General features: G+C 61.2%; 16 protein-coding genes. All 16 read left to right on the top strand.

Annotation, left to right across the window (positions count from 1 at the left end):
• The first annotated feature begins 521 nt into the window (after positions 1–521).
• The 16 genes from rpmH to atpG all read left to right on the top strand — a co-directional run bounded on the left by rpmH (position 522) and on the right by atpG (position 14,695).
• On the top strand, positions 522–656 hold the full coding sequence (gene rpmH, locus IB261_RS30485) for a 50S ribosomal protein L34 (RefSeq protein ID WP_003100258.1): 135 nt from the start codon (positions 522–524) through the stop codon (positions 654–656).
• Between the two features lie 14 nt (positions 657–670).
• Positions 671–1,078 carry a ribonuclease P protein component gene (gene rnpA, locus IB261_RS30480; protein ID WP_081518987.1) on the top strand — a complete coding sequence of 136 codons (408 nt, stop codon included), beginning with the start codon at positions 671–673 and terminating at the stop codon, positions 1,076–1,078.
• A complete protein-coding gene (gene yidD / locus IB261_RS30475; protein ID WP_015479779.1) occupies positions 1,071–1,319 on the top strand; it encodes a membrane protein insertion efficiency factor YidD in 249 nt (82 codons plus the stop codon). The genes rnpA and yidD overlap by 8 nt, the downstream gene beginning before the upstream one ends.
• A 2-nt stretch (positions 1,320–1,321) precedes the next feature.
• Positions 1,322–3,070, top strand: a complete 1,749-nt coding sequence (gene yidC / locus IB261_RS30470) for a membrane protein insertase YidC (RefSeq protein ID WP_081518988.1) — start codon at positions 1,322–1,324, stop codon at positions 3,068–3,070.
• Positions 3,071–3,177: 107 nt separating this feature from the next.
• The gene (gene mnmE / locus IB261_RS30465) at positions 3,178–4,545 is read left to right on the top strand and encodes a tRNA uridine-5-carboxymethylaminomethyl(34) synthesis GTPase MnmE (RefSeq protein ID WP_192225656.1); all 1,368 of its coding nucleotides are present in this window, start codon (positions 3,178–3,180) and stop codon (positions 4,543–4,545) included.
• A gap of 548 nt (positions 4,546–5,093) precedes the next feature.
• The gene (mnmG, locus tag IB261_RS30460; protein ID WP_081518990.1) at positions 5,094–6,986 is read left to right on the top strand and encodes a tRNA uridine-5-carboxymethylaminomethyl(34) synthesis enzyme MnmG; all 1,893 of its coding nucleotides are present in this window, start codon (positions 5,094–5,096) and stop codon (positions 6,984–6,986) included.
• The gene (gene rsmG / locus IB261_RS30455) at positions 6,986–7,636 is read left to right on the top strand and encodes a 16S rRNA (guanine(527)-N(7))-methyltransferase RsmG (protein WP_192383501.1); all 651 of its coding nucleotides are present in this window, start codon (positions 6,986–6,988) and stop codon (positions 7,634–7,636) included. The genes mnmG and rsmG overlap by 1 nt, the downstream gene beginning before the upstream one ends.
• A gap of 18 nt (positions 7,637–7,654) precedes the next feature.
• On the top strand, positions 7,655–8,443 hold the full coding sequence (locus IB261_RS30450; protein WP_024765005.1) for a ParA family protein: 789 nt from the start codon (positions 7,655–7,657) through the stop codon (positions 8,441–8,443).
• A gap of 17 nt (positions 8,444–8,460) precedes the next feature.
• Positions 8,461–9,333: a ParB/RepB/Spo0J family partition protein gene (locus IB261_RS30445; protein ID WP_081518992.1), complete on the top strand. Its 873-nt coding sequence runs from the start codon at positions 8,461–8,463 to the stop codon at positions 9,331–9,333.
• A 153-nt stretch (positions 9,334–9,486) separates the two neighbouring features.
• Entirely contained in the window at positions 9,487–9,894 is a 408-nt protein-coding gene (locus IB261_RS30440) for a F0F1 ATP synthase subunit I (protein WP_081518993.1), read from the top strand.
• A 16-nt stretch (positions 9,895–9,910) separates the two neighbouring features.
• On the top strand, positions 9,911–10,780 hold the full coding sequence (gene atpB, locus IB261_RS30435; RefSeq protein ID WP_017518843.1) for a F0F1 ATP synthase subunit A: 870 nt from the start codon (positions 9,911–9,913) through the stop codon (positions 10,778–10,780).
• Between the two features lie 109 nt (positions 10,781–10,889).
• Positions 10,890–11,147 carry a F0F1 ATP synthase subunit C gene (gene atpE / locus IB261_RS30430; protein WP_003457994.1) on the top strand — a complete coding sequence of 86 codons (258 nt, stop codon included), beginning with the start codon at positions 10,890–10,892 and terminating at the stop codon, positions 11,145–11,147.
• A 52-nt stretch (positions 11,148–11,199) separates the two neighbouring features.
• Positions 11,200–11,670, top strand: a complete 471-nt coding sequence (locus IB261_RS30425; protein ID WP_081518994.1) for a F0F1 ATP synthase subunit B — start codon at positions 11,200–11,202, stop codon at positions 11,668–11,670.
• A 12-nt stretch (positions 11,671–11,682) separates the two neighbouring features.
• A complete protein-coding gene (locus IB261_RS30420) occupies positions 11,683–12,219 on the top strand; it encodes a F0F1 ATP synthase subunit delta (RefSeq protein WP_017518841.1) in 537 nt (178 codons plus the stop codon).
• Positions 12,220–12,237: 18 nt separating this feature from the next.
• The gene (gene atpA / locus IB261_RS30415; protein ID WP_045213785.1) at positions 12,238–13,782 is read left to right on the top strand and encodes a F0F1 ATP synthase subunit alpha; all 1,545 of its coding nucleotides are present in this window, start codon (positions 12,238–12,240) and stop codon (positions 13,780–13,782) included.
• 52 nt (positions 13,783–13,834) lie between these two features.
• Positions 13,835–14,695 carry a F0F1 ATP synthase subunit gamma gene (atpG, locus tag IB261_RS30410; protein WP_017518839.1) on the top strand — a complete coding sequence of 287 codons (861 nt, stop codon included), beginning with the start codon at positions 13,835–13,837 and terminating at the stop codon, positions 14,693–14,695.
• The last annotated feature ends 17 nt before the right edge of the window (positions 14,696–14,712 follow it).

Below are 14,712 nucleotides of genomic sequence, written 5' to 3'. Positions count from 1 at the left end.
GGATATCCCCCAAAAGAAGTCGCAAAGCGAAACAGGCGGCTATTGTATCCCCGCCGGACCAACTTATCCACAGTTAAGCGTGCCGGGATGCAAGCAAAATCAAGGTGTTAATGATTTTACCGGTGGTCGGGTAATAGCGCCTTGAACCTTGTGGATAACAGCTTGATGGGGCAGGGGATGACCCTGGTGATGGTTCTGTGGAAAAAATCCCTGTGGAAAAATCCGCATTCCATACCCAGCTTTCCAACCGGCTCCGCACAAGCGGCCCACGACTTCCCGACAGGGTTATCATTTCCTCAGAGGCGCTTGTTCAAAGGCTGAAGGACAGTTATGCACAGGCATTGGCCGCCATAAACATAATCATCGCTTCAATCTCTAGAAAAAGAGATTTCCTCCCTTTCTATAGATTTTGTATCGGGGTCTGGTTGGAAATTGACCTGACCGCGCGATTTCACTAGAATCGCCGGTCTCTTTAAACGGGGTCACTGCGACCTCATGTCGTCAAACCCAGGTACCGAATCATGAAACGTACTTTCCAACCCAGCACCCTCAAGCGCGCTCGCGTGCACGGCTTCCGCGCTCGCATGGCCACCAAGAACGGTCGTCAGGTTCTGTCGCGTCGTCGCGCCAAGGGCCGTAAGCGTCTGACCGTCTGATTTGTCTGACACAGGTGGTGAGTCGAGATTTCAGCCGGGATAAACGTCTTCTGACAGCCCGGCAATTCACAGCAGTCTTCGACTCCCCCACCTCCAAGGTTCCCGGCAAGCACATCCTGCTGCTGGCGCGCGAAAACGGTCTCGATCACCCCCGCCTGGGCCTGGTGATCGGCAAGAAGAACGTCAAGCTCGCCGTCGAGCGCAACCGCCTCAAACGCCTTCTCCGTGAATCCTTCCGCCATCACCAGCAGAAGCTGGCCGGCCTGGATATCGTGGTGATCGCGCGCAAGGGCCTCGGCGATCTGGAGAACGAAGAGCTGCATCAGCAGTTCGGAAAACTCTGGAAGCGCCTGTTGCGCAACCGGCCCAGCCCGGAACCTTCGACAGAATCTCCGGGAGTGGCCGACAGTTCCCATGCGTAGACTGGCGCTGTTACTGATCCAGTTTTACCGCTACGCCATCAGTCCCATGATGGGCAGGCACTGTCGTTTCTACCCCAGCTGTTCCTGCTACGCGCAAGAAGCCATTGAAACCCATGGTTTCCTGCGTGGTGGCTGGCTGGCCGCTCGTCGCCTAGGCCGCTGCCACCCCTGGCATCCCGGTGGCTACGATCCGGTACCGCCAGATCCTTCCAAGCCCGCCCCTTCCTCGACGGCCGAGTAACCATGGACATCAAACGTTCAATCCTATTCGTCGCCCTGGCAATCGTGTCCTACGCGCTGGTTCTCCAGTGGAACAAGGACTACGGCCAGCCCGAACTGCCGGCGCAGACCGCGACCTTCAATCAGACTGAAGGCCTGCCGGACACTTCCGTGCCTGCCGGCAATGCGGCCAATGCCGACGTACCCACCACGCAGAACGCCCAGGCCAGCCTGCCCAATGAGCAGAAGCCGGCTGCAGCCAGCGAACAGCTGATCCGCGTGAAGACCGATGTCCTGGACCTGACCATCGACCCGCGCGGCGGCGACGTGATCAAGCTCGGCCTGACCCAGTACCCGCTGCGCCAGGATCGCCCGGACGTACCGTTCCCGCTCTTCGAGCGTGACAACCAGCGCACCTACCTGGCCCAGAGCGGCCTGACCGGCGCCAACGGCCCGGATGCCGCTGCCAGCGGTCGCCCGCTCTACGCCTCGGCCAAACCCGTCTACGAACTGGCCGACGGCCAGGACCAGATGGTGGTCGACCTGACTTATGCACAGGATGGCGTCAGCTACATCAAGCGCTTCACCTTCCACCGCGGCCTGAAAAACGACTGCACCGAGAAGGAAAAGGCACAGAAGAAGCTCGAGTGCATCAACCCCAATGCCTATCAGGTTGGCGTGAGCTACCTGATCGACAACCAGAGCGACAAACCGTGGAACGCTTCGCTGTTCGCCCAGCTCAAGCGTGACGCCAGCGTCGATCCGTCCTCCACCACCGCTACCGGCGTATCGACCTACCTCGGCGCTGCGGTCTGGACCCCTGAAAAGCCCTACGTGAAAGTGTCCATGAAGGACATGGACAAGGAGCAGTTCAAGGAAACCGTCCAGGGTGGCTGGGTAGCCTGGCTGCAGCACTACTTCGTCACCGCCTGGGTTCCCGCGAAGGGCGATACCCACAGCGTGATGACCCGCAAGGACGCCCAGGGCAACTACATCGTCGGCTACACCGGTCCCAACCTGACCGTTGCGCCGGGTGCCAAGGGCGAAACCAGCATGACCCTGTATGCCGGCCCGAAACTGCAGGCGTACCTGAAGGAACTGTCTCCGGGTCTGGAACTGACCGTCGACTACGGCCCGCTGTGGTTCATCGCCCAGCCGATCTTCTGGCTGCTGCAACATATCCACAACCTCGTGGGTAACTGGGGCTGGTCGATCATCTTCCTGACCATCGTCATCAAACTGGCCTTCTTCCCGCTGTCCGCCGCCAGCTACCGCTCCATGGCCCGCATGCGCGCCGTGTCGCCGAAACTGGCAGCCCTGAAGGAACAGCACGGCGACGATCGCCAGAAGATGTCCCAGGCGATGATGGAGCTGTACAAGAAGGAGAAGATCAATCCGCTGGGCGGCTGCCTGCCGATCCTGGTTCAGATGCCGGTCTTCCTCTCCCTGTACTGGGTACTGCTGGAAAGCGTCGAGATGCGCCAGGCCCCGTGGCTGGGCTGGATCGTCGACCTGTCGGTGAAGGATCCGTTCTTCATCCTGCCGATCATCATGGGTGCCACCATGCTGGTTCAGCAGATGCTCAACCCGACTCCGCCGGACCCCATGCAGGCCAAGGTGATGAAGCTGATGCCGATCATCTTCACCTTCTTCTTCCTGTGGTTCCCGGCCGGCCTGGTGCTGTACTGGGTTGTGAACAACTGCCTGTCCATCGCACAGCAGTGGTACATTACCCGTCGGATCGAAGCGGCCGCGAAGAAGGCTTCTGCCTGACATCGCCGCCCGACACCGATCGACAAGACGCCCCCTCGTGGGGCGTTTTGCTATGTGGATAACTTTGCCTTGCCGCGAGCCACGACAACAACCGCGAGACCGCCGACATGAATGCAGCCCGTGAAACCATCGCCGCCGTCGCCACCGCCCAGGGCCGTGGCGGGGTGGGCATCGTCCGTGTCTCCGGTCCTCGTGCGCGCACCATGGCGATCACCCTGAGCGGCCGCGAGCCCCAACCGCGCTATGCCCACTACGGGCCTTTCCACGCTGATGATGGCGAGGTCATCGACGAAGGCCTGCTGCTGTACTTCCCCGGCCCGAATTCCTTCACCGGCGAAGACGTGCTGGAGCTGCAGGGCCATGGTGGCCCCGTAGTGATGGACATGCTGCTGCAGCGCTGCCTCGAGCTGGGCGCCCGCCAGGCCCGCCCCGGCGAGTTCAGCGAGCGCGCGTTCCTCAACGACAAGCTCGACCTGGCCCAGGCCGAAGCCATTGCCGACCTCATCGAAGCCAGCTCCGCGCAGGCCGCACGCAACGCCGTGCGCTCACTCCAGGGTGAGTTCTCCAAGCGTGTGCATAACCTCACCGACCAGTTGATCGGCCTGCGCATGTATGTCGAGGCTGCCATCGACTTCCCGGAAGAGGAAATCGACTTCCTCGCCGACGGCCATGTTCTCTCGCAACTGGATGCAGTACGCGCGGAACTCGCCTCGGTGCTGCGCGAGGCAGGTCAGGGAGCGCTGCTGCGTGACGGCATGACGGTAGTCATCGCCGGGCGTCCCAACGCCGGCAAATCCAGCCTGCTGAATGCCCTGGCAGGGCGTGAGGCGGCCATCGTCACCGATATCGCCGGCACCACCCGCGACGTGCTGCGCGAACATATCCACATTGACGGTATGCCGCTGCACATCATCGACACTGCCGGCCTGCGCAGCACCGATGACCATGTGGAAAAAATCGGCGTGGAACGCGCCCTGAAGGCCATCAACGAGGCGGATCGAGTCCTCCTCGTGGTGGACTCCACTGCGCCGGAAGCCAGCGATCCCTTCGCGCTTTGGCCGGAATTCCTCGACAGTCGCCCGGATCCGGCGCACGTGACCCTGATTCGTAACAAGGCGGATTTATCCACAGAGAGCATCGGGCTCGAAGAGAGTTCTGACGGCCACGTCACCATCACCCTGTCCGCGCGCTCCGGCAATGGCCTGGAACTGCTGCGCGAGCACCTCAAGGCCTGCATGGGCTTCGAGCAGACCGCAGAGAGCAGTTTCAGCGCGCGCCGGCGCCATCTGGAGGCCCTGCGCCTGGCTGGAGACAGCCTCGAGCACGGCCGCGCACAGCTCACCCTGAGCGGCGCGGGCGAGCTGCTGGCCGAAGACCTGCGTCAGGCCCAGCAAGCCCTGGGCGAGATTACCGGTACCTTCACGCCGGATGACCTGCTGGGACGCATTTTCTCCAGCTTCTGCATCGGCAAGTAATCCACAACGCTGTTTTTCCCTGCCGGTGACGGGTCCATCCCGTCACCGCGCCTCCGGCTGCCCGGCAATCAGCGCCAGGATCAGCTATCCACAGCCATAAACTCCATAGAACGCCCGATATCCGGGGCTTACAGAGCATAAATAGTACATTCCACAGGCCTCCGCGAACCTTGTGGAAAAGTCGCGTACAGATACGTTAACAAACCCTGCCTCATCCAGTGGATAAATCCACCTGTTGATAACAATGCACTTAATCTACAAGCTAGGCACGGGAGATCCCCTGCCAACGTACAGAATCGGCACAGGGTTGTTAGCCTCTGAAACTCAGGAGTTACTTGGCCTTGAGTTGGTTATCCACAGAAAACGGCTTCACCATACATAAACACAAGCTCTAAAAAGATTTAAAAAGATTCCTCTCTTTTAATTTCTATAGAGGCGAACAGGACCCGTTGGCTATTTTTTGTTCAGGTGCCTTCAATCGAAAGCCCTTACCCCCTATACTGTACGGCTCTCTTCTTTCTCCTTGATCAACAGGCACGAGGTGCGTGGTGGATTTCCCTTCCCGTTTTGACGTGATCGTGATCGGCGGCGGCCATGCCGGCACAGAGGCCGCACTAGCGGCCGCACGCATGGGCGTGAAGACGCTGCTGCTCACCCACAATGTGGAAACCCTTGGCCAGATGAGCTGCAACCCCGCCATCGGTGGGATCGGCAAAAGCCATCTGGTAAAGGAAATCGATGCGTTGGGCGGTGCCATGGCACTGGCCACCGATAAAGGCGGCATCCAGTTCCGTGTGCTCAACAGCCGTAAAGGCCCGGCAGTCCGTGCGACCCGAGCCCAGGCTGACCGCGTTCTCTACAAGGCCGCCGTGCGCGAGATCCTGGAGAATCAGCCGAACCTGTGGATATTCCAGCAGGCCTGTGATGACCTGATCGTCGAACAGGATCAGGTGCGCGGCGTAGTGACCCAGATGGGTCTGAAATTCCATGCGGATAACGTCGTACTCACCGCCGGCACTTTCCTCGGTGGACTTATCCACATCGGCCTGGAGAACTACTCAGGCGGCCGCGCAGGTGATCCGCCCTCGATCGCCCTGGCCCGCCGCCTGCGTGAACTGCCGCTGCGTGTTGGCCGCCTGAAGACCGGCACTCCGCCACGCATCGATGGCCGCAGCGTCGATTTCAGCGTGATGACCGAGCAGCCCGGCGATACGCCGATCCCGGTGATGTCCTTCCTGGGCTCCAAGGAAATGCATCCGCGCCAGGTCAGCTGCTGGATCACCCACACCAACGCGCGGACCCACGAGATCATCGCGTCCAACCTCGATCGCTCGCCCATGTACTCCGGCGTTATCGAAGGGGTCGGTCCGCGCTATTGCCCGTCGATCGAAGACAAGATCCATCGCTTCGCCGACAAGGACAGCCATCAGGTCTTCCTCGAACCCGAAGGCCTGACCACCCACGAGCTGTACCCGAACGGCATCTCCACTTCGCTGCCCTTCGATGTGCAACTGGATATCGTCCGCTCGATCCGCGGCATGGAGAACGCGCACATCGTTCGCCCGGGCTACGCCATCGAGTACGATTACTTCGATCCGCGCGACCTGAAGTACAGCCTGGAAACCAAGGTCATCGGTGGTCTGTTCTTCGCTGGCCAGATCAACGGCACCACCGGCTACGAAGAAGCCGGCGCCCAGGGGCTGCTCGCCGGCGCCAACGCCGCGCTGCGCTCGCAAGGCCGTGAAAGCTGGTGCCCGCGTCGCGACGAGGCCTACATCGGTGTACTGGTCGACGACCTGATTACCCTCGGCACCCAGGAGCCGTACCGCATGTTCACGTCGCGCGCCGAGTACCGGCTGATCCTGCGCGAGGACAACGCGGATCTGCGCCTGACCGAGAAAGGCCGCGAACTGGGCCTGATCGACGACGAGCGCTGGGCTGTCTTTGAAGCCAAGCGCGAAGGCATCGAGCGCGAGGAACAGCGCCTGAAGAGCACCTGGGTTCGCCCCAACACGCCGCAGGGCGACGCTATCGCCGAGCGCTTTGGCACTCCGCTGGCTCACGAATACAACCTGCTGAACCTGCTGGCCCGCCCGGAAATCGACTACCTCAGCCTGGCCGAAGTGACCGGCGCCGGTGCCGAAGACCCGCAGGTCGCAGAACAGGTGGAGATCCGTACCAAGTACGCCGGCTACATCGATCGCCAGCAGGAAGAGATTGCGCGCCTGCGAGCCAGCGAAGATACCCGCCTGCCTGTGGATATCGACTACGCGTCCATCTCCGGGCTGTCCAAGGAGATCCAACTCAAGCTGGGCACCGCACGACCAGAGACTCTCGGTCAGGCCGGGCGCATCCCGGGCGTGACCCCGGCGGCGATCTCCCTGTTGCTGATCCACCTGAAAAAGCGCTCGTCCGGTCGACAGCTGGAGCAGAGCGCCTGATGTCCCTGGTCACTGCCCGCCACGCCGAAGAACTCGCGCGTGGCATCCGGACGCTCGGCCTGGATATCGACGAAGCCGCCCAGCAGCGCCTGCTGGATTACCTGGCCTTGCTGGCCAAGTGGAACAAGGCCTACAACCTCACCGCCGTGCGCGATGTGGATGAAATGGTCTCCCGCCACCTGCTCGACAGCCTGAGCATCGTCCCGCAGTTCGAAGCTGCCGGTGGCGAGCGCTGGCTGGACGTCGGCAGCGGCGGCGGCATGCCCGGTATCCCGCTGGCCATCCTGTTCCCCGGCAAATCCCTGACCCTGCTGGACAGCAACGGCAAGAAGACCCGCTTCCTGACCCAGGTGAAGCTGGAGCTCAAGCTCGACAACCTGCAGGTTATCCACAGCCGGGTGGAGGCCTTCCAACCGGAGCTGCCGTTCAATGGCATCGTCTCGCGGGCTTTCAGCAGCCTCGAGGACTTCACCAACTGGACGCGCCACCTGGGTGACACCCAGACCAACTGGCTGGCCATGAAAGGCGTACACCCCAGCGACGAGCTCGCGGCACTCCCGGAAGATTTCCGGGTCGAAGCCGAACGCGCTCTGGCGGTGCCGGGTTGCCAAGGCCAGCGCCATCTGCTGATACTGCGCCGCACTGCATGACGGGGAGTGGGGAAAACCATGGCTAAGGTATTCGCGATCGCCAACCAGAAGGGCGGCGTCGGCAAGACCACGACCTGTATCAACCTCGCGGCATCGCTGGTCGCCACCAAGCGACGCGTGCTGCTGATCGACCTCGATCCACAGGGCAACGCCACCACCGGCAGCGGTGTGGATAAGTTGTCCCTGGACCATTCCATCTACGACGTGCTCACCGGTGAATGCGACCTGGCCCAGGCCATGCAGTTCTCCGAGCACGGCGGCTACCAGCTGCTCCCCGCCAACCGCGATCTCACCGCGGCTGAAGTGGTGCTGCTGGAAATGGACATGAAGGAGCATCGTCTGCGCCATGCCCTGGCGCCGATTCGCGAAAACTACGACTTCATCCTCATCGACTGCCCGCCGTCGCTGTCGATGCTGACGGTCAACGCCCTGTCCGCCTCGGACGGCGTAATCATCCCGATGCAGTGCGAGTACTACGCACTGGAGGGCCTGACCGACCTGATGAACAGCATCCAGCGCATCGCCGAGCGCCTGAACCCGGCGCTGAAGATCGAGGGTCTGCTGCGCACCATGTACGACCCGCGCATCAGCCTGACCAACGATGTCAGCGCGCAGTTGCAGGAGCACTTCGGCGACAAGCTCTACACCACCGTGATCCCGCGCAACGTGCGACTGGCCGAGGCACCCAGCTTCGGCATGCCGGCGCTGGTCTACGACAAGCAATCGCGCGGTGCCCTCGCCTACCTGGCGCTGGCCGGCGAGCTGGTGCGCCGTCAGCGCGCCGCCCGCACCACCGCCCCCGCCTAAGAGATTAAGGAACCCGCATGGCCGCCAAGAAACGAGGTCTCGGACGCGGGCTGGACGCCCTGCTCAGTGGCTCCAGCGCCGCTACGCTGCAGGAAGAAGCCGTTCAGGTGGACAGCAAGGAGCTGCAACACCTGCCGCTGGACCTGATCCAGCGTGGCAAGTACCAGCCCCGTCGCGACATGGACCCGCAGGCCCTCGAAGAACTCGCCCAGTCGATCAAGGTCCAGGGCGTGATGCAGCCGATCGTCGTGCGCCCGATCGACAAGGGCCGCTACGAGATCATCGCCGGCGAACGCCGCTGGCGCGCCAGCCAGCAGGCCGGCCTGGACAAGATCCCGGCCATGGTCCGCGAAGTACCGGACGAAGCCGCCATCGCCATGGCGCTGATCGAAAACATCCAGCGCGAGGACCTCAACCCCATCGAGGAAGCCGCCGCGCTGCAGCGACTGCAGCAGGAATTCCAGCTGACCCAGCAACAGGTCGCCGACGCCGTGGGTAAATCCCGCGTTACCGTGGCCAACCTGCTGCGCCTGATCGCCCTGCCGGAAGAGATCAAGACCCTCCTGTCCCACGGCGACCTGGAAATGGGCCACGCCCGTGCCTTGCTTGGATTGCCCGAAAACAGGCAGGTTGAGGGTGCGCGACATGTTGTCGCACGCGGCTTCACCGTGCGTCAGACTGAAGCATTGGTGCGCCAGTGGCTCAATGCCCCCGAGGAACCTGTCAAAGCGGTCAGGACCGACCCGGACATCAGTCGCCTGGAACAGCGCCTGGCCGAGCGCCTGGGCGCTCCGGTGCAGATTCGCCATGGGCAGAAGGGCAAAGGCCAGTTGGTGATCCGCTACAACTCCCTCGACGAGCTTCAAGGCGTACTCGCCCACATACGTTGATACGAACGTAGCATGTAGGGGTCGTCGGAAATCACTACCTGACGGTTGAACGGGGGGCCTGCAGCCCCCTATACTCTGCGCGCAATTTTGTCGGCACAAAGTATGCCAAGTTATTGATTTGTGACGCCGACGCCAGAGGACTGTGAGCTGAAGATGGAACCCCGCAAGCCCGATCGTTTGCCCTTCCATCAACAACCGGCTTTTCGCCTGTTGCTCGTCCAACTGGTGGTGCTGCTTATCGGTGCAGCAGTCCTGTGGTTTGCACGGGGATCGGTCGCAGGCTATTCCGGTTTGCTCGGGGGCCTGATTGCGTGGTTGCCGAATCTGTACTTTGCTCGCAAGGCGTTCCGCTACAGCGGCGCGCGTTCTGCCCAGCTGATAGTCCGGTCCTTTTATGCCGGTGAGGCGGGAAAACTGATTTTGACGGCAGTGCTCTTCGCACTGACGTTTGCAGGTGTGAAGCCCCTGGCGCCACTGGCGCTGTTCGGCCTCTACCTGCTGACCCTCGCGGTCAGCTGGTTTGCACCCCTGCTGATGCGAAACACATTTACAAGACCTTAGAGCGATTGAGGCAAACATGGCAGCAGAAAGCGCTTCGGGTTACATCCAGCACCACTTGCAGAACCTGACCCTGGGTCGTCTGCCGGATGGTTCCTGGGGGTTCGCCCACACCGCCGAACAAGCCAAGGAAATGGGCTTCTGGGCATTCCACGTTGATACCCTGGGCTGGTCCGTATTCCTCGGCCTGGTGTTCATCCTTATCTTCCGCATGGCAGCCAAGAAGGCCACCAGCGGTCAACCTGGCGGCCTGCAGAACTTCGTCGAAGTTCTCGTGGAGTTCGTCGACGGCAGCGTGAAGGACACCTTCCACGGCCGTAACCCGCTCATCGCACCGCTGGCGCTGACCGTGTTCGTCTGGATCTTCCTGATGAACCTGATCGACCTGGTGCCCGTGGACTTCCTGCCGCTCGCGGCCCAGGCGGTCACCGGTAACGAGCACCTGTTCTTCCGCGCCGTAGCCACCACCGATCCGAACGCCACCTTCGGCATGTCGATCGCGGTCTTCGCGCTGATCATCTTCTACAGCATCAAGGTCAAGGGCATCGGCGGCTTCCTCGGCGAACTGACCCTGCACCCGTTCCACAGCAGCAACATGGTGGTTCAGATCATCCTGATCCCCGTGAACTTCCTGCTGGAATTCGTGACCCTGATCGCCAAGCCGGTATCCCTGGCACTGCGTCTGTTCGGCAACATGTACGCCGGCGAGCTGATCTTCATCCTGATCGCCGTGATGTTCGGTTCCGGCATCCTCTGGCTGGGCGGCATGGGCGTCGTGCTGAACTGGGCGTGGGCCGTGTTCCACATCCTGATCATCACCCTGCAGGCCTTCATCTTCATGATGCTGACCATCGTCTATCTGTCGATGGCGCACGAAGACAGCCACTGATCCAAAGATTCTGTACGCCCCTTCCCGGATGGGAGGGGGTGAAAGAAGAGCTTCACCACCTTAACTTGCTTCACCTTTAACCAACACGACAAAAAAGTCGGGAGGAAAAATGGAAACTGTAGTTGGACTCACTGCTATCGCCGTTGCTCTGCTGATCGGTCTGGGCGCTCTGGGTACCGCCATCGGCTTCGGCCTGCTGGGCGGCAAGTTCCTGGAAGGCGCTGCTCGCCAGCCGGAAATGGTTCCGATGCTGCAGGTCAAAATGTTCATCGTCGCCGGCCTGCTCGACGCCGTGACCATGATCGGCGTTGGTATCGCTCTGTTCTTCACCTTCGCTAACCCGTTCATTGCTCAGGTTGCCCAGTAATTTCCGCAACGCGGGAATCTGTGACTGAACAACGAACGAGCGAGGTATTGGCGTGAACATTAATGCAACTCTGATCGGCCAGGCCATCGCGTTCGCCATCTTCGTCCTGTTCTGCATGAAGTTCGTATGGCCTCCGGTCATCGCGGCTCTGCACGAGCGTCAGAAGAAGATCGCCGACGGCCTGGACGCTGCCAACCGCGCGGCTCGTGACCTGGAACTGGCTCACGAGAAAGCGGGTCAGCAACTGCGCGAAGCCAAGGCTCAGGCAGCCGAAATCATCGAGCAGGCGAAGAAGAGCGCTAACCAGATCGTTGACGAAGCCCGTGATCAGGCCCGTGGTGAAGGTGATCGCATGATCGCTCAGGCCAAGGCCCAGATCGAACAGGAACTCAACAGCGTCAAAGACGCCCTGCGTGCCCAAGTGGGTGCCCTGGCTGTCTCCGGCGCCGAGAAGATCCTGGGTGCTTCGATCGATGCCAACGCGCAAAAGCAGCTGGTTGATCAACTGGCCGCCGAGATCTAAGCAGAGGGCGATATGGCAGAACTGACCACATTGGCTCGTCCATACGCGAAGGCGGCTTTCGAGTACGCCCAGGCTCATCAGCAACTGGCCGACTGGTCCGCTGCTCTGGGTGTGCTGGCTGCAGTGTCGCGGGACGACACCGTGCGCCAGCTGCTCAAGGAGCCCCAGCTGACCGCGGCAGCCAAGGCTGACGCGCTGATCGACGTGTGTGGCGACAAGCTCAATGCTCCGGCCCAGAACTTCGTCCGGACTGTGGCTGAAAACAAGCGGCTCGACCTCCTGCCGACCATCTTCGTGATGTTCGAGCAGCTCAAGGCCGAGCAGGAAAAGCTGGTCGAGGTCGAGGTCACCAGTGCCTTCGCCCTGGACCAGGAACAGCAGGACAAACTCGCCAAGGCTCTCAGCGCCCGGCTCAGTCGCGAAGTGCGACTTCATGCGTCGGAAGACGCGAGCTTGATCGGCGGCGTGGTAATTCGCGCCGGTGACTTGGTAATCGATGGCTCGGTGCGCGGCAAAATCGCGAAACTGGCCGAAGCGTTGAAATCTTGAGTTTGAAGGGGCAGCGGCATGCAGCAACTCAATCCTTCCGAAATTAGTGAAATCATCAAGGGGCGCATCGAGAAACTCGACGTCGCCTCGCAAGCGCGCAACGAAGGCACCATCGTCAGTGTTTCCGATGGCATCGTGCGCATCTTCGGTCTGGCCGACGTCATGTACGGCGAGATGATCGAATTCCCGGGCGGCGTCTACGGTATGGCGCTGAACCTGGAGCAAGACTCCGTCGGTGCTGTGGTACTGGGTGAATACCAGGACCTCAAAGAAGGCATGAACGCCAAGTGCACCGGCCGCATCCTGGAAGTACCGGTTGGTCCGGAACTGCTGGGTCGCGTTGTCGACGCCCTGGGTAACCCGATCGATGGCAAAGGCCCGATCGATGCCAAGCTGACCGACGCAGTCGAGAAAGTGGCACCGGGCGTGATCTGGCGTAAGTCGGTAGACCAGCCGGTTCAGACCGGTTACAAGTCGGTCGACGCCATGATCCCGGTTGGCCGTGGCCAGCGCGAGCTGATCATCGGTGACCGTCAGATCGGTAAAACCGCTCTGGCCATCGACGCCATCATCAACCAGAAGAACAGCGGCATCCGCTGCGTCTACGTTGCCATCGGTCAGAAGCAATCGACCATCGCCAACGTCGTACGCAAGCTGGAAGAAAACGGCGCCCTGGCCAACACCATCGTGGTCGTTGCCAGTGCTTCGGAATCCGCCGCTCTGCAATACCTGGCTCCGTACTCCGGTTGCACCATGGGCGAATTCTTCCGCGACCGCGGTGAAGATGCCCTGATCGTGTACGACGACCTGTCCAAGCAGGCCGTAGCCTACCGCCAGATCTCCCTGCTGCTGCGCCGTCCGCCGGGCCGCGAAGCTTATCCGGGCGACGTGTTCTATCTCCACAGCCGTCTGCTGGAGCGCGCTTCCCGCGTTTCCGAAGAGTACGTAGAGAAGTTCACCAACGGCGAAGTGAAAGGCAAGACCGGTTCCCTGACCGCCCTGCCGATCATCGAAACCCAGGCTGGCGACGTTTCTGCGTTCGTTCCGACCAACGTGATTTCCATCACCGACGGTCAGATCTTCCTGGAATCCGCAATGTTCAACTCGGGTATCCGTCCGGCCGTCAACGCCGGTATCTCGGTATCCCGTGTGGGTGGCGCGGCCCAGACCAAGATCATCAAGAAGCTGTCCGGTGGTATCCGTACCGCGCTGGCCCAGTACCGTGAACTGGCGGCCTTCGCCCAGTTCGCCTCGGACCTGGACGACGCGACCCGCAAGCAGCTGGAACATGGTCAGCGCGTTACCGAGCTGATGAAGCAGAAGCAATACGCGCCGATGTCCATCGCCGAGATGTCGCTGTCCCTGTATGCCGCCGAGCGTGGCTTCCTGCAGGACGTCGAGATCGCCAAGGTGGGCGCCTTCGAACAAGCGCTGATCGCCTACTTCCAACGTGAGAACGCCGCTCTGCTGGCGAAGATCAACGAGAAGGGTGACTTCAACGACGAAATCGACGCAGGCATCAAGGCCGGCATCGAGAAGTTCAAGGCCACCCAAACCTGGTAAGCCGCAGCGGGGGTCGTTAACGGCCCCCGCCTGCTAAACCGATAGGTGTGAAATGGCAGGCGCAAAAGAGATTCGCAGCAAGATTGCGAGCATCAAAAGCACGCAAAAAATCACCAATGCCATGGAAAAGGTGGCGGTGAGCAAGATGCGCAAGGCACAAATGCGCATGGCGGCCGGCCGTCCCTACGCGGAGCGCATTCGCCAGGTGATCGGCCATCTGGCCAACGCCAACCCGGAATACCGTCACCCGTTCATGGTCGAGCGTGAAGTAAAACGCGTCGGCTACATCGTGGTGAGCTCCGACCGTGGCCTGGCTGGCGGCCTGAACATCAACCTGTTCAAGGCTCTCGTCAAGGACATGAGCGGGCAGCGCGATCGTGGCGCGGAGATCGATCTCTGCGTGATCGGCTCCAAGGGTGCATCCTTCTTCAAGAGCTATGGCGGCAACGTAGTTGCAGCTATCAGCCACCTGGGCGAAGAGCCATCGATCAATGATCTGATCGGCAGCGTCAAGGTCATGCTGGATGCCTACCTGGAAGGTCGTATCGATCGCCTGTACGTGGTTTCCAACAAGTTCGTCAACACCATGACCCAGAAGCCGACCGTGGAACAGCTGATTCCGCTGGTGGCCGAGGACAATGCCGAGCTGAAGCACCACTGGGACTACCTCTACGAACCCGACGCCAAGGCCCTCCTCGACGGCCTGCTGGTGCGCTACGTGGAATCCCAGGTGTACCAGGCCGTGGTTGAGAACAACGCCTGTGAGCAGGCGGCCCGGATGATTGCAATGAAGAACGCTACCGACAACGCCGGTGATCTGATCAGTGGTCTGCAACTGATCTACAACAAGGCACGTCAGGCGGCGATCACCCAGGAAATCTCGGAAATCGTCGGCGGCGCTGCCGCGGTGTAAGAACAGGTTCAAAATTC

It is taken from the genome of Pseudomonas sp. PDM20 (assembly GCF_014852575.3).
Classification (GTDB): Bacteria; Pseudomonadota; Gammaproteobacteria; order Pseudomonadales; family Pseudomonadaceae; genus Pseudomonas.
This window is presented reverse-complemented; position numbering and strand designations above follow the sequence as displayed.